This window comes from Streptomyces sp. NPDC001508 (genome assembly GCF_040298665.1).
In the GTDB taxonomy this organism is placed as follows: Bacteria; Actinomycetota; Actinomycetes; order Streptomycetales; family Streptomycetaceae; genus Streptomyces.
Window position 1 is genome coordinate 25515 of sequence record NZ_JBEPAP010000023.1, and the last position, 19118, is coordinate 44632.

20 protein-coding genes are annotated in these 19118 nt (G+C 68.9%); 14 read left to right on the forward strand and 6 right to left on the reverse strand.

Features of this window, described 5'->3' with window-relative positions:
• The first annotated feature begins 6 nt into the window (after positions 1-6).
• From ABT245_RS21350 to ABT245_RS21365, 4 genes are all read left to right on the forward strand, one after another.
• The gene (locus ABT245_RS21350) at positions 7-1635 is read left to right on the forward strand and encodes an NADH-quinone oxidoreductase subunit M (RefSeq protein ID WP_351735817.1); all 1629 of its coding nucleotides are present in this window, start codon (positions 7-9) and stop codon (positions 1633-1635) included.
• A complete protein-coding gene (locus ABT245_RS21355; RefSeq protein WP_351735819.1) occupies positions 1632-3155 on the forward strand; it encodes an NADH-quinone oxidoreductase subunit N in 1524 nt (507 codons plus the stop codon). The genes ABT245_RS21350 and ABT245_RS21355 overlap by 4 nt, the downstream gene beginning before the upstream one ends.
• A 241-nt stretch (positions 3156-3396) precedes the next feature.
• Complete coding sequence (gene htpX, locus ABT245_RS21360) at positions 3397-4260, forward strand: zinc metalloprotease HtpX (protein WP_351735821.1); 864 nt, start codon at positions 3397-3399, stop codon at positions 4258-4260.
• Between the two features lie 123 nt (positions 4261-4383).
• A complete protein-coding gene (locus ABT245_RS21365; protein ID WP_351735823.1) occupies positions 4384-4896 on the forward strand; it encodes a DUF2231 domain-containing protein in 513 nt (170 codons plus the stop codon).
• Positions 4897-4959: 63 nt separating this feature from the next.
• On the opposite strand, the gene ABT245_RS21370 is transcribed toward ABT245_RS21365, so the two are convergent.
• On the reverse strand, positions 4960-5361 hold the full coding sequence (locus ABT245_RS21370) for a YccF domain-containing protein (RefSeq protein ID WP_351735825.1): 402 nt from the start codon (positions 5359-5361) through the stop codon (positions 4960-4962).
• A 570-nt stretch (positions 5362-5931) separates the two neighbouring features.
• On the opposite strand from ABT245_RS21370, the gene ABT245_RS21375 reads away from it, so the two are divergent.
• Complete coding sequence (locus ABT245_RS21375) at positions 5932-6498, forward strand: SMI1/KNR4 family protein (RefSeq protein ID WP_351735827.1); 567 nt, start codon at positions 5932-5934, stop codon at positions 6496-6498.
• 305 nt (positions 6499-6803) lie between these two features.
• On the opposite strand, the gene ABT245_RS21380 is transcribed toward ABT245_RS21375, so the two are convergent.
• Positions 6804-7688: a sigma-70 family RNA polymerase sigma factor gene (locus ABT245_RS21380; RefSeq protein WP_351735829.1), complete on the reverse strand. Its 885-nt coding sequence runs from the start codon at positions 7686-7688 to the stop codon at positions 6804-6806.
• Between the two features lie 71 nt (positions 7689-7759).
• On the opposite strand from ABT245_RS21380, the gene ABT245_RS21385 reads away from it, so the two are divergent.
• From ABT245_RS21385 to ABT245_RS21400, 4 genes are all read left to right on the forward strand, one after another.
• Positions 7760-8236: a carboxymuconolactone decarboxylase family protein gene (locus ABT245_RS21385; protein ID WP_351735831.1), complete on the forward strand. Its 477-nt coding sequence runs from the start codon at positions 7760-7762 to the stop codon at positions 8234-8236.
• A 199-nt stretch (positions 8237-8435) separates the two neighbouring features.
• Complete coding sequence (locus ABT245_RS21390; protein ID WP_351735833.1) at positions 8436-8702, forward strand: GlsB/YeaQ/YmgE family stress response membrane protein; 267 nt, start codon at positions 8436-8438, stop codon at positions 8700-8702.
• Between the two features lie 318 nt (positions 8703-9020).
• A complete protein-coding gene (locus ABT245_RS21395; RefSeq protein WP_351735835.1) occupies positions 9021-9284 on the forward strand; it encodes a hypothetical protein in 264 nt (87 codons plus the stop codon).
• Entirely contained in the window at positions 9281-9520 is a 240-nt protein-coding gene (locus ABT245_RS21400; protein WP_351735837.1) for a hypothetical protein, read from the forward strand. Before ABT245_RS21395 ends, ABT245_RS21400 begins: the two co-directional genes overlap by 4 nt.
• A gap of 33 nt (positions 9521-9553) precedes the next feature.
• On the opposite strand, the gene ABT245_RS21405 is transcribed toward ABT245_RS21400, so the two are convergent.
• Positions 9554-10885 carry a hypothetical protein gene (locus ABT245_RS21405; RefSeq protein WP_351735839.1) on the reverse strand — a complete coding sequence of 444 codons (1332 nt, stop codon included), beginning with the start codon at positions 10883-10885 and terminating at the stop codon, positions 9554-9556.
• A 460-nt stretch (positions 10886-11345) separates the two neighbouring features.
• Here ABT245_RS21405 and ABT245_RS21410 point away from each other — a divergent pair, with 460 nt between their 5' ends.
• The 5 genes from ABT245_RS21410 to ABT245_RS21430 all read left to right on the forward strand — a co-directional run bounded on the left by ABT245_RS21410 (position 11346) and on the right by ABT245_RS21430 (position 15358).
• Entirely contained in the window at positions 11346-12575 is a 1230-nt protein-coding gene (locus tag ABT245_RS21410) for a helix-turn-helix domain-containing protein (RefSeq protein WP_351735841.1), read from the forward strand.
• Positions 12576-12630: 55 nt separating this feature from the next.
• The gene (locus tag ABT245_RS21415) at positions 12631-13086 is read left to right on the forward strand and encodes a hypothetical protein (protein ID WP_351735843.1); all 456 of its coding nucleotides are present in this window, start codon (positions 12631-12633) and stop codon (positions 13084-13086) included.
• Complete coding sequence (locus ABT245_RS21420; RefSeq protein WP_351735845.1) at positions 13083-13583, forward strand: hypothetical protein; 501 nt, start codon at positions 13083-13085, stop codon at positions 13581-13583. Before ABT245_RS21415 ends, ABT245_RS21420 begins: the two co-directional genes overlap by 4 nt.
• A 91-nt stretch (positions 13584-13674) precedes the next feature.
• The gene (locus ABT245_RS21425) at positions 13675-14796 is read left to right on the forward strand and encodes an adenosylhomocysteinase (RefSeq protein ID WP_351735847.1); all 1122 of its coding nucleotides are present in this window, start codon (positions 13675-13677) and stop codon (positions 14794-14796) included.
• A gap of 13 nt (positions 14797-14809) precedes the next feature.
• A complete protein-coding gene (locus tag ABT245_RS21430; protein ID WP_351735849.1) occupies positions 14810-15358 on the forward strand; it encodes an NUDIX hydrolase in 549 nt (182 codons plus the stop codon).
• 731 nt (positions 15359-16089) lie between these two features.
• Here the strand turns inward: ABT245_RS21430 and ABT245_RS21435 are convergent.
• Genes ABT245_RS21435 through ABT245_RS21445 form a run of 3 tightly spaced genes read right to left on the reverse strand, consistent with a single transcriptional unit; the run spans position 16090 to position 19015 of the window.
• Positions 16090-17661, reverse strand: coding sequence for an AICE element replication initiation protein (locus tag ABT245_RS21435; RefSeq protein WP_351735851.1), 1572 nt, complete (start codon positions 17659-17661; stop codon positions 16090-16092).
• The gene (locus ABT245_RS21440; protein ID WP_351735853.1) at positions 17658-18701 is read right to left on the reverse strand and encodes a bifunctional DNA primase/polymerase; all 1044 of its coding nucleotides are present in this window, start codon (positions 18699-18701) and stop codon (positions 17658-17660) included. Before ABT245_RS21440 ends, ABT245_RS21435 begins: the two co-directional genes overlap by 4 nt.
• Positions 18698-19015, reverse strand: a complete 318-nt coding sequence (locus ABT245_RS21445; RefSeq protein WP_351735855.1) for a hypothetical protein — start codon at positions 19013-19015, stop codon at positions 18698-18700. Before ABT245_RS21445 ends, ABT245_RS21440 begins: the two co-directional genes overlap by 4 nt.
• Positions 19016-19118: the final 103 nt, after the last annotated feature.

Genomic DNA, 19118 nt, shown 5'->3' on the forward strand with positions numbered 1-19118 from the left:
GCAGGCGTGATCGATATCAACGAGTCCGTGATGCAGTTCCTTCTGGCGTTTGTCGTCGTCGGCCCGCTCCTCGGCGCCGCCGCCGCTCTGCTGCCCGCACCGCCCGGGCTGAAGGGGAAGTCGCCCGAGCAGGCCGTGCTGCGCCACGGCGTGACCGTGACCGGTGTCATCCTCGCCGCCGCGATCGTCCTCGCGCTCGGCTTCGACCACGGCCATCCGTCGAAGATGCAGGCCACCACCGACATCAGCTGGATCCCCGCACTCGACGTGCGGATCCACCTCGGCATCGACGGCATCTCCCTCCCCCTTCTGGTCCTGACCGCGCTGCTGACCTTCCTCTGCGCGATCTACTCCTACTTCAAGATGCCTGCGGGCCCGTCCCCGAAGGCATTCGTCGCCCTGCTGCTCCTGCTGGAGTCCGGCACCCTCGCCACCTTCGCCGTTCTCGACCTGCTGCTGTTCTTCCTCGCCTTCGAGATGGTGCTCGTCCCGATGTACTTCCTCATCGCCCGCTGGGGCGGCGAGGGGCGGACCCAGGCCGCCTGGAAGTTCATCCTGTTCACCCTGCTCGGGTCCGTCGTCATGCTGCTCGGCCTGCTCCTGATCGGAATCAAGGCGGGCACGTTCGACATGATGGCACTCGCCACTGACAACGGCCGGTCGCTGACCACATCCGTGCAGGTCATCGCCGTTTTGGCGGTCGGGATCGGGCTCGCGGTCAAGACGCCGATGTGGCCGTTGCACAGCTGGCTGCCGGACGCCCACACCGCCGCGCCGACCGTCGGCTCGGTCCTGCTGGCCGGCGTCCTGCTGAAGATGGGTACGTACGGGTTCGTCCGGATTCTGCTGCCGGCGGCGCCCGACGGCTTCCGCACCTTCGCCCCCTACCTCGCCGCCTTCGCCGTCGTCGGGATCATCTACGGATCCCTGGCCTGCCTGGCCCTCGCCAAGCAGGGCGCGAAGGGCGACCTGAAGCGGCTCATCGCCTACTCCTCCGTCGGCCACATGGGCTTCGTCCTGCTCGGCATCGCCACGATGACCCCGACCGGCGTCAACGGCGCACTGTTCGCCAACATCGCCCACGGCCTGATCACCGGTCTCCTCTTCTTCCTGGTCGGCGCGGTCAAGGAGCGCACGGGCAGCACCGACCTCGACACCCTTTCCCTTCCGTCGCCCGACCACCGCCCCTTGACGAGCGGCTCCACCGCGCCGGATCAACTTCCGGTCGGCGCCGCGCTGTACGGCAAGGCACCGCGCCTCGGCGGCCTGCTGGCCTTCGCCGCGGTCGCCTCCCTCGGCCTGCCCGGACTGGCCGGGTTCTGGGGCGAGATGCTGGCCCTGTTCGGCGCGTTCCGGCCCGCGGCCGGCCTCAGCCGCCCCGCCTTCTTGACGTTCATGGCCATCGCCGCGTTCGGCACGCTGCTGACGGCCGCGTACCTGCTCATCGTGGTCCGCCGTGTCTGCATGGGCCCCGTACCGCAACAGGCCCCGAAGCTCGCCGACGTGCACACATACGAGTTCGCGGCCTGGACACCGCTCGTCGCCCTCACCGTCGTGGCCGGACTGTGGCCGAGGGCACTCCTCGGCCTGACCGACCCGGCCGTGCAGCAACTCCTCGCAGGAGGCACCCGATGAGCAACCCGGCCCAGCCCCTGGCCGAGTCGCTGGTCCAGTCCGTCGACTGGCTCGCGATCGCCCCGCCCACCATCGCGGCGGTCGTCGGTCTCGGAGTCCTCGTCGCCGACCTGTTCCTGCCCGACGCGAAGAAGGCCGTACTCGGCTGGTGTGCGGTGGCCGGGCTCGCCGTCTCGGCCCTCCTGCTGCTGCCCCTCCTCGACGCCGACCGCAGCACCTTCTGCCAGAGCGGCGAACCACGGCTGTGCAGCTATACGGCCGACCGGTTCACCCTCGTCATCCAGTTCCTCGTCCTCGGCGGCGCCCTCCTGGCCGCCCTGCTGTCGGTCACCGCCCTCAAGGACGGACGCAGGAGACTCCCCGAAGGGGAGTTCTGGTTCCTGCTGCTCTCCTCCGCCGCGGGCGCCGCCCTGCTGCCCGCCTCCCGGGACCTCGCCACCCTCGTCGTCGCCCTGGAGGTCGCCTCGCTGCCCGCGTTCGCGCTCGTCGGCATCCGACACGGCGACCGCAGGTCTTCGGAGGCCGCCCTGAAGTTCTTCCTGTCCTCGGTCACCGCCACCGCGGTCAGCCTGCTGGGCATCAGCTTCGTGTACGCCTCCACGGGCACCCTCTACCTCACCGGGATCGCCGACCGCATCCAGCACGTCGACGGACAGCTCCACACGCTCGCCCAGACCGGCGTCGTCCTCACCCTGGTCGGCTTCGCCTTCAAGACCGCCGCCGTGCCCTTCCACTTCTGGGTGCCCGACACCTACGTGGGAGCGCCCCTGCCCGTCGCCGCCTACCTGTCGGTCGTCGGCAAGGCCGTCGGCTTCTCCGGCCTCATCCTCGTCACCGTCGTCGCCTTCCCGTCGTACGCCGACGCCTGGGGTCCCGCCCTCGCCGCGCTGGCCGCCCTCACCATGACCGTCGGCAACGTCGGTGCCCTGCGCCAGCAGGCCACGCGCGCGTACAGCGCGGTACGGCTGCTCGCCTGGTCCTCCGTCGGCCAGGCCGGCTACCTCCTGGTCCCGATCGCCGCCGCCGGATACTCCGCGGACGCCCGGAAATCGATCGGGTCCACGGTCGCCTACGCCCTCATGTACGCCGCCGTGAACCTCGGCGCCTTCGCCGTCGCCGCCCTGGTGGGCCGCACGAGGGCGCTCAACCGCGTCAGCGACTACCGCGGCCTGTACGCCTCGAACCCCCTGACCGCCCTGCTCCTGGCCTTCTTTCTGCTGTGCCTCGCGGGGCTGCCGCCGGGCATCATCGGCCTCTTCGCGAAGGTCACCGTCTTTTCGGCCGCCGTCGACGCGGGCCTTGGCTGGCTGGCCGTCGTCATGGCCGTCAACGTGGTCATCGCGCTCGTCTACTACCTCCAGTGGACGGCGCTGCTGTTCCGTGCCCCCGAGGGAGAGCCCGCGCGGCACCGTGTCCCCGCCCCCTTGACGGCCGCCATCGCCCTCACCGGAGCCCTCGGCATCGCCTTGTCCGGGGCGCCCCAACTCGTCCTCCGCTTCGCCGGCACCGGCCTGTTCTGAGCACCCCGTACGCGCGCGTGGAGCACCTGGGTTACGCGCGCGTGCCCGCCGCAGCGGGCGCCGTCACCCGGACGGCCGAGCCGCGGCGCCGCCCTCCCAAGGGAACTCGCGGCCCTCGCCTGGCGTTGACCAGTACGGGAGGGTCCACTGGACGTGACATCACGGCACCAGTGGCTTCGCTGATCAGCAAACACACCAGCAAGCAAAGGGTTCCCCTGCTGCACGATTTGGAGGGCGTACCGTGCACCGCCGGCACAACGGGCTCAGGACCGCAGTACTCCTCGGGGGACTGTCCGCACTCATCATCGTCATCGGCAGCTTCTTCGGCCGTACGGGCCTGATCGTCGCGGTGCTGATCGCCCTCGGCACGAACGCGTACGCGTACTGGAACAGCGACAAACTGGCGCTACGCGCGATGCGTGCCCGCCCGGTGAGCGAGTTCGAAGCCCCGGCCCTCTACCGCATGGTCCGTGACCTGTCCACGCAGGCCCGTCAGCCCATGCCCCGCCTCTACATCTCACCCACGGAGGCGCCGAACGCGTTCGCGACGGGCCGCAACCCGCGCAACGCCGCCGTGTGCTGCACCGAGGGCATCCTGCGCCTCCTGGACGAGCGTGAGTTGCGTGGTGTCATCGGCCATGAGCTGAGCCACGTCTACAACCGGGACATCCTCATCTCGTCGGTCGCCGGCGCACTCGCTTCGGTGATCATGTTCCTGGTCAACTTCGCCTGGCTGATCCCGATCGGCCGCTCCGACGACGACGAGGGACCCGGCCTGCTGGGCATGCTGCTGATCATGATCCTGGGCCCGCTCGCCGCGAGCCTCATCCAACTGGCCATCAGCAGATCCAGAGAGTACGAGGCGGACGCCTCCGGAGCCCAGCTCACCGGCGACCCGCTGGCCCTCGCCAACGCCCTGCGCAAGCTCGAAGCGGGAACCAAGCATCTGCCTCTGCCGCCCGAGCCGAGGATCGAGACCGCGAGCCACATGATGATCGCGAACCCTTTCCGTCCGGGCCAGGGACTGTCCAGGATGTTCTCGACGCACCCGCCCATGGCCGACCGCATCGCCCGACTCGAAAGGATGGCCGGCCGCAACCGGTGACAACCGTCCTGAGCACCGTCTGACCCGTCCTGAGCGACGTCCCTCGTCATCGTCCTGCCTGAGAGGAAACTGAGAGGCTGCCGTGCCAGGCTGGCGCGCCCCACCACGCTGAGGAGCGTCGCGATGAGTCTGATCAACGGCTTGCCCGCCCATGTCCTGCTGGTTCACATAGTCGTCGTGCTGGTACCGCTCACCGCACTGGCCTTGGTGGCGGCAGCGCTGTGGCCGCGCGCAGCTCAGCGGCTGGGCCCGCTGCTGCCGTTTCTCGCCCTGATCGCCCTGGTCAGCGTGCCGTTGACCACACAGGCCGGCGAGTGGCTGGAACGGCACGTGAACAACGACGCGCTGGTACGGCGGCACACCGAGATGGGTGACGGGCTGCTGCCCTGGGTCCTGGGTCTGTTCCTGTTCGCCGCCGTCGTGTGGTGGGCGGCAAGGAGCGTTCCGGCGGAGCCTGTGCGAGGCGGCCGTATGCGCTGGTCGGCCCCGCCCGTCCGGATCGTCGTGGGAGTCCTTTCGCTGGCCGTCGCGGTGGGAGCGGTGGTGGACGTCTACCGGATCGGCGACTCCGGAGCGAAGGCCGCCTGGCACGACACCGTCTCGAAGACGGCGACGGGGACAGACGACGGCTCCTGACCTGCCACGGGCCCACACAGTGCGGGCCCGGATCTCACTTCTGTCCGTGGCGGCGCAGCGGGGTCAGCGTCCACCGAAGGCCTGATCGGTCGGGACGACCTCCTGACCCAGGGGCATGAGGGAGATCGGAATCAGCTTGAGGTTCGCCCAGCCGAAGGGGATTCCGATGATCGACAGGAAGAGCGGGATGCTTGTGATCAGGTGACCGAGGGCGAGCCACCAGCCCGCGAAGACGATCCAGATCACGTTGCCGATGCACGAGGGTGCCCCGGCGTTCTCCTTCGGCACCGTAGTGCGGCCGAACGGCCAGAGCACGAAGCCGGCGATCCGGAGCGAGGCGATGCCGAAGGGGATGGTCACGATGAGGACGAAGCAGATCAGCGCGGCCACGGCGTAGGCGATGGCCATCCAGATCCCGCAGAAGATCAACCACAGGACGTTGAGGACGAGGTTGATCGGTTTCATGATCGCTGCCCCTTCAGGAGTGACGCTCGTACGCGGTCTCACCAGCCAGTATCCGGCGCTCAAGTATGAAGCCGGAACCGCAGCGGCCTTGAGGGAGAGCTGTGAACGCAGAGAAGCGATCCGGTTCGGCAGTGCCGACCCCAGGCAGATACCGGTGTCCCCGCTTCCGCCGGACCGTACGGACCTCCCATGAACGGGCTGTTCGTGGTGTCGCGGACCGCGCGGGGGCATACGGTCGCTGCGCGCTCGACGAAGCCGTGAACGGCCCGGCGGCCACTTCGGCTGGGGCCTCGACGCCACCGCCGACGCTCTGTGCGGCGGCTTCGGGGCGACCTGGCCCTTCACCCTCCTCCGGTGCGACGCCGACGTCGCACGCACCTGCCTCGGCCCGACTCCGCTCCTGCGGGCCCCGAGAGCTTCGAGGGCCTGGTGCAGTTCCTGACCGGGAAAGGCATCGAGGTCCGACTGGTCTGACCGTCCCTCAACCAACGCCCGAGGCAGGGTTTTCCACAGGTTCGAGGTTGTCCACAGGCCCGCCCGTTTGTCAGAGGCGGCCTGCATCATGAAGCCATGACCGAGATCGAGCAGTTGCTGACACGGGTGGCCGCGCAGGCACGCACCTCCCGTCCGTGGGGCTGGCCTTCGCTGCCCCACCCCGTCGAGCCGACCGCGCCGGCCCAGGCGGAGGCCGCCCTGGGCTTCGCCCTGCCGCCGCTGCTCGCCTCGCTCTACAGCCGCATAGCGGATGGCGGCTTCGGCCCGGAGTACGGCCTGCTGCCCCTGCTCGACAGCCCGCCCTCCGGCGAACCGGCCGCCGTCGCCCAGTACCTCACCAACCGAGAGGAGGGCCGTAAGGACCCGGACTGGCCCTGGCCCGAGGGCGTCCTGCCGATATCCCACTGGGGATGCGGGATGTACGCGTGCGTGGACTGCCGCACCCCCGAAGCCGCCGTCCTGCTCTACGAGCCGAACGCCGACGAGGCCGACCACGCCTGGTACGTGGACGCGCCCAGCCTCACCGACTGGCTGCACGCCTGGCTCGACGGCACCGGCTGGTACGAGGAGAGCAACGACGGCATGGACCTGGAACCCTGGGCCGACTTCCGGAGACGCACAACCCCCTCACCTACGCCCTGAAGCCAGACCTCGCCACCGGCGCCCCGCCCGCCGGCGGGCGGAACGCGGCCCTCACCCCCTTGCGTCAGCGCCCTTGAGTACGCCCCTATCCACCCCCATCGCCGTAAGCGGCTGCCCCCGCCGCCGAGCACCCGAGCCCACGGCCCGGCGGCCCCAGCCACGGCGAACGCCGACACCACATACCCCACCAGCACGAACGACCGGAAGGAGGCCAGCCTGGGTCAGGAGGTAGCAGTAAATGAGGAGGTAGCAGGAGATCGGAGCAGGAGCCAGGAGGCCAAGGCCAGGCGGTCAGGAGGCCAAGGTCAGGCGGTCAGGCCGAGCGTGGTCAGTCGGTCGGGGTCGGTGAGGACATCGAGTCCGGTGATGCGGCCGTCTCGGATAGTGAAGGACATGACGGACAGCGGTCGGCCTTCGGCGAACGAGACAACACCGGGTGTTCCGTTCACCGGTACCAGACGCGCGTCCGCCGCGTAGCGGGTGAAGGTGATGGCCTGGGATGCCACGTCGGCCGCGCCGCGCCGCAGGATGCTGGGGACGAGTGTGCCGCCGTCGGAACGCGCGACCACGTCGGGGTCGAGGACGGCCAGGAGCGCCTGGAAGTCGCCGTTGCGGGAGGCGGTCAGAAAGGCGTCGACGACGTCGCTCTTGCGGGCGTTGTCCGTGTCGGCGGCAGGGGCGGCGCCGTGGACACGGCGGCGGGCACGGCTGGCGAGCTGCCGGGTGGAGACGGCGGTGCGGCCCAGCACGGGGGCGATGTCGTCGAAGGGCACGTCGAACAAGTCGTGCAGGACAAAGGCGAGCCGCTCGGCCGGGGAGAGGGTTTCCAGCACCACCATGAGGGCGATGCCCACCGCGTCCGCGACCAGGACCTCCTGCTCGGGATGGGCACGGCCGAGCTGGGTGACCATCGGGTCCGGCAGCCGAACCTGCCCGTCCTGCTCGGGCAGCGGATCCTCGCGCCGGGAGGCACGCGAACGCAGCATGTCCAGGCACACCCGGCCGACGACCGTGGTGAGCCAGGCGCCCAGGTTCTTCACCTCGCTCACGTCGGTGCGGCTGAGCTTGAGCCAGCTCTCCTGGACGGCGTCCTCCGCCTCGGCGAGCGACCCCAGCATCCGGTAGGCCACAGCCCGCAGCCCGGGTCGCTCCGCCTCGAAACGGTCGGCCAGAGAATTGTTGCCGCTCATCCCGTCACACCCCCGCGCCGTGATCCGTCGGTTCGGTGAAAGACGCTAACGGATCACCAGGAGAGCATCAGATGAACACCGCAGCCGCGACCACCGCCCGGATGAAGAACCCCGCCCTGGTCCTGCCGGAGGCCAGGAAGGGCATCCAGAACATCTACAAGGCCATGTACCAGGGCGGTGTCGCCCCGCAGCTCCTGGAACTGGTCCACCTGCGGGCCAGCCAGATCAACGGTTGCAGCGCCTGCGTGTTCGCCGGTGTGGCGGGCGCGAAGAAGCACGGCGAGAGTGACGAACGCCTTCACTCCGTGGCCGCCTGGCGCGACGCTCCGTTCTTCACCGCGGAGGAGCGTGCCGCCCTGGCCCTGACCGAGGCCGCCACCCGGATCGCCGACCGCTCCGGCAAGGCCGTACCCGACGAGGTGTGGGACGAGACCGCGGACCACTTCAACGAGGAGCAGCTTTCCGCGATCATCCTGATGATCAGCCTCACCAACTTCTTCAACCGCATCAACACCACCATCGAAGAGCCCGCCGGCACCACCTGGTGACCGACGCTGCCGAACCGCCGTCACGCCCCGCTGCAACCGACCAGGGCAGTCGTGGCGTCTTCAGGAGCGATACGGCACGAACACGCGCAGGCCGTACGGCACGGACCACGGGCCCACGGCCTGCGCAGCACAGCCGGCGTTGACGGACATCACAGCGGCTGGACAGTGCGAGCACAGCGCGGGAGGGCAGGTTCACGGCATGAGCATCATCGGTTGGATCATCCTGGGACTGTTGGCCGGCGCCATCGCCAAGATTCTGCTGCCGGGGCGTGACCCCGGCGGCTTCATCGGCACGACCCTGATCGGCATCGCGGGCGCGTTCATCGGCGGCTGGATCTCGGCCCGCTGGCTGGACCATCCCATCACCAAGGACTTCTACGACGGGGCGACATGGGCGGCCGCGATCGGCGGCTCGCTGGTGCTCCTGGTCCTCTACCGCATCCTGTTCGGCAACTCGCGTAACTGATCGATGCCGGACGCGACACCGGCAGACGAGAAGGGTGGGCCGCCTCGGATGCCCACCCTTCCTCGGGATTGCGTCGTTCCCCTACCCGCGCGGGGCGCGGCCCGGCGGGACTACCGGTAGTTCACGAACTTCCCGCGTGATCGTTTGACCTGCACGGACTCCCGTGCACCCGATCTGACCTGCGAAAACCGCTTTCGGTGATTGCCAGTGATTTTCGCGATCTTCCAGGGTCATGTGCCCTCGCTGTGCCCTCGGGGCACGGCCGGTCAGAGCGGGGCGCCCTATCCGAACCGATCACGTTCGAGGGAGTCCCGACCGATGAAACACCCCGGCCCCTGTGCCCCGTACCGCGAGCTGCTCGCCGCGGTTCTGGAGGCGCTCGACATCCCGTTCTCCGCGACCGTGGGCGACTCCGACCGGTACCGCGAGGCGCTCGCCGACCGCGCGATGCACGCTGTTCTCGCCCTGCGGGCGTTGACCGAGGGCGAGCAGCCGCTCGGCGTCGAGTGGACCACGGCATACCTGCGCGAGCAGCTCACCAAGACGCCGGCCACCGGTTACCGCGTGCGGGGCGAACGATGAGCGCCCCGGAGCCCGGACGGCGCATGACGGTCCGCGTCGACGAGCAGATGCCCGCCGACTTGGCCGTGATCCTCAAGGCGGGTGGGACTACGTCCGACGCGGTGCGCCTCGCGGTCGCGTTCCTCGCGCACGGGTACCGCGACATCTGGGCAAGGGGCCGCTACCCGGACGGGGTCGCCCCGGCGTACATGCGGATGGTTACGCCGCCGTACAAGGGCCCTGAGCAGCGTGTATGACGCGTGTCGGACGACGTGGCAACGCTCAACTGATCAGGAGGTCTTCTTGGTACTTCCCTCGCGGAGGGAACGTACCCGCTGGCTCTTGGACGGCGGTGTGCCAGTGACCGCAGCGAAAACAACTTCACGGCTACCGGCGAGGCTAGCTTCGAGCTGCTTTTGAACTCCGCTACTCCCGTAGCCGCTGCTGCCAATCCATCCGCCCGCAACTAGCTCCGTAAACTCCGTGTTGTCGAAGTAGCGTTCGACGGTTTTCCGGCTAAAGGCTCTAACTTGACCCGGCAAGTTCGCTTTTGTGTAGATTTGATCAAAGTGTTCTCGCGTGAGATACATTCCAGGCGTAAGAGTTCTTGCGTCCGGCAAGATCGAGTCTGCGTGGCAAAGTTTCAGCCATGAGGGCTGTGCATTGAGTCGATAGTCATCACTGCCTTGGCTCAGCTTGGCGCACTCGGCGTCGATCGCCCGCATTCGCTCCAGTTGATCCTGGAGGTTGCCGTCTCCGTTCGGGTAGAATTTCCACTCGGAATTTCCTTGGCGTGACATTCTCTTGTACTGAACAAGCACGAAACTGTTTCGCGTCTCGTGAAAGTAGATGAGATCGACACCGAGTGTCTCTTCTGCTGCCTTGCGGTTTGCGTTGTAGATGACTAGGCGCTGCTCCCCTTCGCTGAAGCCTGTGAATGCCGAGCGACTCAGCCAGTCTTCTGGTCCGAGCCAATCGCGGAACCGCTGAGCGTCGTGCGTGATCATGTCGTCTTCGTGCGACGGACCGTCGCGCTGTTGAAGGCGCTCGATGAACGATCGGCTCGAATCCTCTGACAGTGACCAGCTGGTGATGTGATCTGGGTCGAATCCCGTCATCCTCACGGCCGACAGTGTTGCGTCGCGTGTCTGCTGCAATATCTCGTCTGATCGCGTCTCTACGGGAATGCCGCCGCTTTCCGTTCTTAGCCGATTCAGGTGGGAGGCTGCGTCGCTGGCGAGTCGAGTCAGGGCGTCAACTACATGCTTGCCCACCCCATCGGGTAGTGCACCGTTGCGAGCGAGGTATGGCTGTGATCTTCTCGGAACTGCATCAATGAGAGAATTCCACGGGATTGGCTTGGCTAGGCGGTAAGGTGCAACGACTTCAATGCGTCGCTTTAGGTCGTCGGCGTGTCCACGTGTTTTACTTGCTCGCGCGAGCCAAGTGACTTGTGGATTTCCTGACGTGTCGCCTGTGATGATAAGGGTGATATGGCGCCCTTGCCAGTGTTCGTGCGGTTGCGCGGTATTCCATCGCGGCTTATGCCCGTCAGGCGTTTCTCTCCAAAGTCCACCCAGGTACTTTTCTTCTGCCTTATCTGTGCGGATGATCGCTACCATGTAGGCATTGTCTGATCTTCAGATACGTATGTCCCCGGTTTGCTCGAACTTCTGCTTCCAACGTCCCTCGCAGCCGCTTCTTCACGCTGTGAGGGGGCCACGGTCGCGTTCCTCGCGCATGGGCGAAGGGGGCGTTACCCAGACGGAGCTGTTCCGGCGCACATGCGGATGGAGCCACCGCCATACAAGGGGCCTGAGCAGCAGGTATGACGCGTGTCGGACGCTGCACCCATCTACGGGGAGCAGCGTCCGACGTTGATGTCGGCCCGGTGCCGACTGCGCGCGATAGGCGTCACGGCGAGCCCGGTTGTCGTCTCCGTCGTGCTTCCGGAATCTGTAGCCCTCCACACGCACCGTGTGCGCTCTGTACCGTCAGGGACATAGGTCCGACGGATGGAGCACGCATGCCTCGCCGCACGCATACTGACCGCCGGCCCCTCGCCGCAAGGGGGGCGCGCTGATGCTGGAGGAAGCCGAAGAGATCGGCCGCCGCGCGCGGCGCGCACGTCTCCGTCTCGGAATGCCGCAAGCAGACCTCGCCGTCGCCCTGGGTAAGACACAGGGGTGGGTGTCGAAGATGGAACGCGGCCTGATCGAACTTGACCGCGTCGGCCTGCTCAACCAGGTAGCCGCAGAGCTGCACGTACACCCGAACGACCTGATCGGCCGCCCGTACAACAGCTCACCCGACGAGAACCAGTGGCAGATTGCCGCGTCATCCATCCTGCGTGAACTGCGGCGGTACGACCTCGCGCCGGTCTTCGAGGGAACGCCTCGCCCGTCGGGGCAGCTCTGGCAGGAGACAACCCGCTTGCACCGACTGCGCGACGCCGCCGCGAACGTAGCGATCATGCAGGTACTTCCCGACCTGTTCCGGGAAGCTCGTGCACTCGTTGAGGTCTCCACCGGCCACGAGCGCGAGGAAGCGTTCGCCGTCTACGCGGTGTGCTGCAAGTTCGCGCACACTGCCGCGCACGCCCTCGGGCACCCCGAGCTGGTGGCCATGGCCTGTGAGCGTGCCGCCTGGTCGGCCCGGTTGTCCGGCGACCCGGTCATGCCGGCCATGGCGGACTGGATGCGGGTGTGGGACATGTGGGCAACGGCGGACTGGTCGGACGCCGTCGCCCTGTCGGACCGGGCCATTGCCAGCGTCCAAGAGGGATACGACCAGGGCGAGCCGCTCGCCGTGCGCGCGTGGGGGACTCTCCAGCTCCGCGCGGCCGTATCCGCGGCTCGGGGCGGCCGTACCGCCGAGGCCGAGGACCGTATCGGATACGCGCGGACGGCGGCTGATCGGCTGGGCGAACAGGTCGGCCCGCCGGTCTACGACCGGCACTCGCTCACGTTCTCGGCCGGGAACGTCCAGATCCACGCGATCAGCATCGCGCTGGAGATGCACGAGCAGCGCAAGGCGCTGGCCATAAACCGGCGTATGCCTCGTGGCCTGGTCGCCGCGCTCCCCAACTCCCGGCAGGGGCACCATCACATGGACCTCGCGCGGGCGTGGCTGTGGGACGGCAGCCGAGACAAGGCGTTGGCCGAACTGGAGACGGCCGAGCGCGCGGCGCCGCAGCTCGTGCGTAACCACCCCATCGCCCGTTCCACCCTCCGCAGCATCGTCTATGCCGAACGAGCGGCCACCCGCGAGAAGCTGCGCCGCATGTCAGACCGGTTCCACCTCGACGGATAAGGGCGATATTCCTCCGGTTCATATTCGGCCTGCCGCTCGCTCCTAACTTCGGAGCATGGCCGAACAGATCTCGAAGCAACTCCCCACGCGAGGCGTCGAGTTAGGCGCAGGCTCCCCGTTCCATCCGCGACTCGGCGACCTCGCCCTCGACCTCGCCGAGGGCGGACAGATCGGGGTCGTGGTCGCCCTGCCCGGCGACAACGCGAGGTCGTACCACCTGCGTCTACCCGGAGGCGGGGGTGACTGGCGCGCGAGAGCGGACGGCAGCACCCTGCGCCCTGTCGCCGTGCCGGTCACGCATGTGACGCCCCAACGGCGAGACGTGATGTACGACGCCAGGGCGCAGCAGGGCGCGCTACCTGTCACCGTCCACCACGAGGACGGCGGCACCTCGGAATCGGTGCTCGTCCTCACTCCGGCGCAAGTCGAGCTGCTGCACCACCAGCTCGGACAGCTCATCGAGCGCAGGGAGCAGGCTCGGACGTACAGGCCGGGGACGGGTCGGCCATGACGTATCGCCCGTCGGTTCCCGCGCCCCCGGTCAAGCAAGCCGCCATCGCGCTCCGCTGCGAGGTGACGGCCTACGCCCTGAGCGGCTCCCGTGAGATCGTCCTCGCTCACTATCGGGCCACGTCCCCGCGTCTCGCCGCGCGATGGATGCGCGCCGAGGCGCAGCGCCTCGCCCGCCTGCTCGCCCCGGAGCCGACCACTCCGCGCCTCGGGTCGATGCTGCTCGTCGCGGCGGGCCCTGCCTGTCCGCGCCCCGATGCCGACCTGCTCGCGTGGGCGGCCAGCGATGCCCGGTACGAGCACGTCCTCGGCGTGCTCAGGGCCGGGAACACCTACACGCTCGACGTCACGGACTACGACGCCCGGTACTCCGTACGCGCCTACGCCCTGCCGACGCACAGGCCGTCACAGTCTCCCGCTCCCACCGGGTGCCGCACCTACGTCCCGGCGGGAGCGGGACACCACGGGAAGCCTCGCCGCTGGCGCTTCCTCCGCTGAACTCTGCCCCCGCGTCGACAAAGGCTCCCCGGACGCAGGGGCGGTGCACCACCTGTCCAGAACCACCGCCCCAACCAAGGGAAGTGAGTCCATGGAACAGTTCGAGCGCGCCCGCCTCGACTCCTATTTCGCGCGCATCGCCGACGACTTCACCACAACTGAACTCGTGTCGTCCTTCCTGATCACGCACCTGTTGCCCGAACGCCCCTCGTTCGTCGGGGCCGTGGGCAAGTGCAGCAACCTGCGGGCCGTCCTCCCCAAACCGAAGTCTGTCGATGCGACCGCCCGCCGCGCCGTCGAGAAGGCGGCCCCGTGCGACACCCTCACGCGCGAGATGTTCGAGGACGACGACACGGCCCTCGACTACATCGAGGCGCGCGCCCCTGGTGAATCCGTCGTACTGCTCGATGTCGGCGGCTACTTCGCCCCCTCGCTCGACGCATTGTGCGACCGCTTCTCGGGGCGCATCCTGGGTGTTGTCGAGGACACCGAGAACGGACACAAGCGTTACGCCGACCGCGACAAGCTGCCTTGCCCGGTCGTCTCCGTCGCGCGCTCGCCGCTCAAGGACCCCGAGGATTTTCTCGTGGGGCAGTCGGTCGTGTTCTCCGCCGAGGCGCTCATGCGCAACCGCGGCGACATCCTGCACGGCCGACCCGCGCTCGTGATCGGATTCGGCAAGCTCGGGTCCAGCATCGCCCGCCTGCTGCACGCCAAGGGCGTACAGGTCACCGTGCACGACGTCGACCCCGTACGGCAGGCACAGGCGCTCTCACAGGGATTTGCGGTAGCCCGAGACCGTGACGCCGCCCTGCACGGTGCCGGACTGGTCCTGTGCGCGACCGGCGCCGTCTCGCTCCGCGGCGAGGACTTCTCAAGTCTGCGCAACGGGGCCTACGTCGCCACCGTCACGAGCAGCGAGGACGAACTCGACCTCGACGCGCTGCCCGGTGTCTACCAGCGCACCCCGAACGGCGAGCACGTCACGCGGTACGCGACCACCGGTCACTACTTCTATCTGCTGAACGGGGGCAACGCCGTCAACTTCCTGCACGGTGCGTCCGTTGGACCGTTCATCTTCCTCGTACAGGCCGAGATCCTCGCCGGAATCCGGATGCTCACCCGTGGCGACCTCGGACACGGTATGCACGAGGTCGACGCCGCCGACAGGAAGTCCATCGCGGCAACGTGGCTCAACTACTTCAACCGCTAGGAGACGGGACACCATGCCGATCACGGCACAGCATGTGCGCGAGACCCTCGACGCCTACCTCGCCGAACACCCCGACGAGAAAGACGCCCTGTCGGTCCTCTCCGAGGTGCTCGACGAGGCCGGCGACTCCATCGCCTCACGCAAGGAGTACCGCGGACACGTCACGGCCGGGGCCGCGCTGCTCCGCCCGGACGGCCGGGTACTGACCATCGAGCATCGCGCGCTGCGGAAGTGGCTGCTGCCCGGCGGGCACGTCGAGGCGGACGACACGACCCTGCGCGACGCCGCTCTGCGGGAGCTGGAGGAGGAAACCGGCGTCGGGCGGGACCAGGTCGAGCCCGTCGGCAGCCTCCCGCTGCACATCGACGCCCACCCGATCCCGGCCAACCCCGACAAGGGCGAGGACGCACACCCGCACTTCGACTTCCGGTACCTCTTCCGGACCACGGCGGAAATCGTCGAGCTGCAAGAGGAGGAAGTGACGGCGTACTCCTGGCAGTTCGCCGACATGCTGACGGCCGAGCCCCTGCGCTCCCGCGTCATGGCAGCCGCCCGCGCGTAGGGTCGACCGACGGATGCGGCCCCGGTACCCCGTCAGCGGGGCGCCGGGGCCGCCGTGCGTCGACAGGGCGAGATTTCTTGCCGGAGGTGGCAAAAATGCTCCTGCGCTGAGAGTGAGCGGGACGCGATCATTTTCGGGACGTCCCGAAAATGGTCCTGAGCTGGGCAGTTGCGGGACCTGGGCACGCTCCGCCTCGCGCGCGAGAAGGGCCGCGACCGGTCGCGCGGGCAGGAAGTGAGCCTTCGCGCGCGTGGGGAAGACATCGACCGGTCGATGTGCGGTCTCGATTGATGCGGGCGCGAGGCAGCCCGAGTGCTGGCAGATGCGAAAACCGCACGTCACGCCGACGTGGGTTCCCGGCACCGGGAAGCTATCGAGGCGTTGTCAGTGGGGCGGTGTACTCGCGCGCACCCGAGACACGACCGGTCGCAGAGCGACATCCCAGAGCCCGAGCGGGGACGGCAGGGACGCGGGGGACGCTGTTTCCGGGCTGCTCTCCGGCACTCTCCCTCTCGTCTTCCTCTGAACAGAGAAGAGACAGGGGTACCGCGTCCCCCGCGTCCCCTTGGCGGGTTGTTCATCCGATTCGGTATGCAGGGACGGGGCGGTACCGGGGACGCTGCGCGAAGCGAGATGCGTACCCGAGCCGTCCCCCACACGTCCCCCGAACACGGCAACGCCCCGGAAGGCAAGGTGCCGATCCGGGGCGCGTCGAGGGGCGCATGCGGGGCTCATGACGGCGGCGCGTACGTAACGGCCCACACCTTCCCGTGCTTGTTGCTGCCCGACGCGCGGGCCACATAGATACCGCGAGCACGGAGCGCGGGGGCGACCTGGCGGATACGGGAGCTGAGTACGGCCGGCGTCTTGGGCCAGCCGTCGGCGAAGCCTCTCCCGTCACGGCCGAGCACCTGAAGCAGGTCTGTCATGGAGCCTTGCCAGCCACCGGACGGGAACGCGGGCGAGGCGGTCCACTCGCGCAGCGCGGCGGCGACCGGGTGCCCGTCGAGGACGGCATCGTTCAAGGCGTCCTGCGTCCCGTTGAACGCGTCGAGGCTGCGCCAGCCGGTGACGCGGTCGAGGGCGTGCAGCAGCTCGGCGAAGTCGGCGAGCCGGGGGCGCTCGGTCAACTCGGCAGCGGCGTATGGTAGGTCGGCCCAGACTTCAACGGCGAGGTCGAGCAGAGCGCCGAGGACACGCGGGTGGGCTGCCTCGTACGCGGCCCAGAGCGCACCCGCGGTGCGCCGCCTGTTCCGTGGAATTGGCTGGAGTTCGAGCGGCATCATGCGCTCGGCGAGGTCGTTGCGGAGCGCGCCGAGGTCAATTCCGGTGAGCAGTACGGGGCGTTGGTAGACGAGCACGTTCACGTCGTCGTCGGTGTAGAGCGCGCGGGTCACCTGGGCGTCGCCCGTGACAATGCGGCACAGGGCGTCGGAGAGCCAACCGGGCAGGCCCGAGAGATTGTCGAGGGCGAGCACCCACCCGGCGGCGGTGGTCGGCCCCAGGTCGCGCAGCGTCTCGGGCGCCTGCCGCAGCCGTGCGCGGGCCCCCTCGATGACGCCGGCGAGCATCTGCCCCGATGTGCTCTTGCCTGTGCCCTGTTCGCCCGTCAGGTACGCGACTGGCCGCGGCATGCCCGGACGCAGCGCGGCGAGCAGCCAGCCGACGGCGAGCGGCAGCGTCTCGGCGCCGAACGGCAGCAGCGCGGCGAACTCTTCGATACCCGCGCGCCAGCCGCCCACTACCCGATCAGGAAGCGGCAGAGGGCGAATCAGCTTGCTGCGCCGCCACACAGGACCGGTTTCCGGGTCGGGGTGGGTCACCACCCACCCGTCAGGGGCGATGCGTACCGACGCCCCGTCCGGGTGCCCGAGGTCGAGCCACGTCGCCGCAGGGTCGTCCGGACCGGCGGAGATACGTAGCGGAAGCTCGGTCTCGGGCGCGTCCATGGCGAGCGCGTCGAGTGCGGCGAGCGCGTCGGCGAGGGCGGTCTGTGACGGCGTGCGGTTCTCCGTGGCCAGGTACGCGCGGATGAGGTGCTGCCGCAGGCTCCCCGTGCCGGTGTGAGCGGCAGCACGCAGCGGAACGGCGACAGGCGGGCCGCCGTAGGGGACGGCGTACGGGGCGCCGTTGTGGTGTAGATAGCGGAAGCCGTTCTGTCCGATCACGCGCAGCGTCTCGGCCTGCGGCGGGGTCCGTTCCTGCCGCTGCGCGCGCGGAGGTTCCGCGCCCCCTTCCTGCCTCGGGAAGGGGACGACGGAACGCGCGGCGGCGGTCGGATTGAAGGTGGTCCCATGGTTCACGTGGCGACTCCGGCAAGGGGCCGTGGTTGCCGCTCGCCCGCACTCATCCCGGAGCGAATCGCAGCCTCGGCTTCACGCTCGGGCAGCCCAGCGTGCCGGGCCGCGTCGGTGAGCACGTCGACGATCTGCGCGCGGTCGAGACGAGCCGCGGCGTGCAGGGTGCCGAGGTTGAATGCCGCCCGGTTGAGAGTGTGATTGCGGGTGCCAGATGGCGCCTCGGCGACCGCGCGTAGCTCCCCCTCGACGGCAGCGGCCACGTACCCGTTCCCCACGTCCCGAGGACGCGGAAGCGCCACACGGGGCCGCTCGGGACGTACACGGTGCCCGGTGCGGTCGAGGTCACGCGCGAGCCACACGGGCAGCTCAGCGACCGTGCGGCAATCACCGAGCGCGGTGTACGCGCCGGACCGGGTGACCGTTCCGGGCGCAACGGCGTACGACGACCCGGCGCGCATATCGAGCTGCCAGCCGAGCGCGCTGGCCATGGGGCGCCACTGCGTACCGTCGGGGGCCCGAAACCAGTAGTGGACCCCGCCCGAAGGAGTGCGCACGGTGAGCGTCTCCGGGGGGCAGCCGGGCAGCGTGGCGCGCCGCGCCTCGACGAGCAGCGCGAGAACGTCCTGACCGTCACGGACGCTGCCCGGGGCGATGTCGGCGGGCAACTCGACGCCGGGCAAGAGCTGTTCAGGGTCGGTCGGGACATCCCCACCGTGACAGTCCACATCGAGGATCATGAGCCCGGATGGACCCGCGGCGACGCCGACCCCGGCGGCGGGCGTAGTCGCCCACCATCCGGAGATGTGGTCGGGATCGGTGGTCGCGGCGAGCACCCCGTGACAGGGGAGCCCGGCGGCGTGGCACGGGCAGGCATGCCCGTCGTGCTCGACGTACGCGGGGTTGGGGCGTTCGGCGGTGCCAGGGGAGCAGCGGTCGCAGCCCCGTACGGGCACCTTCAGCCCCGGTGTGAGCGGATGCACCGCGAAGCCCTGGGCGGCAAGCCACAGGGCGACGCGGAGCGGCTGAGGGGCCGGGGAACTCAAACGGCCCTCCCCGGAGCGACGTCGCTGATCAGAAACGCGAGTGCGCCGCAGACGGCGTCCAGCCCTTCGCGGTCGGCACCGCGCACGCTGTAGAACGCGCAGCCGACCAGGGCGGCGGCGAGCTGCCGGGCGGTGTGCTCGTCGATGTCGCGGGCATCTCCGATCCAGATGTTCGCGCGGTAGCCGTACGGGACGGGCGTCAGGCCGCCGAACTCCCTTGTCGGATCGGGCAGCGAGACCCACCCGTGCCGCGTGGAAAGGTGGTAAGCCGTCGTGGGCGGGGCGGTCCGGGGGTACGGGTGCGTACTCTGCATGGTGAAACGTCCTTCTTTCAGGCGGTCCGGGTGGTGAGAGACCCGGTGCCGCTGGTGGTCTCGTATGACGTGAGCGAGGGCGTTCGGGCCGTCGGCGTGGTTG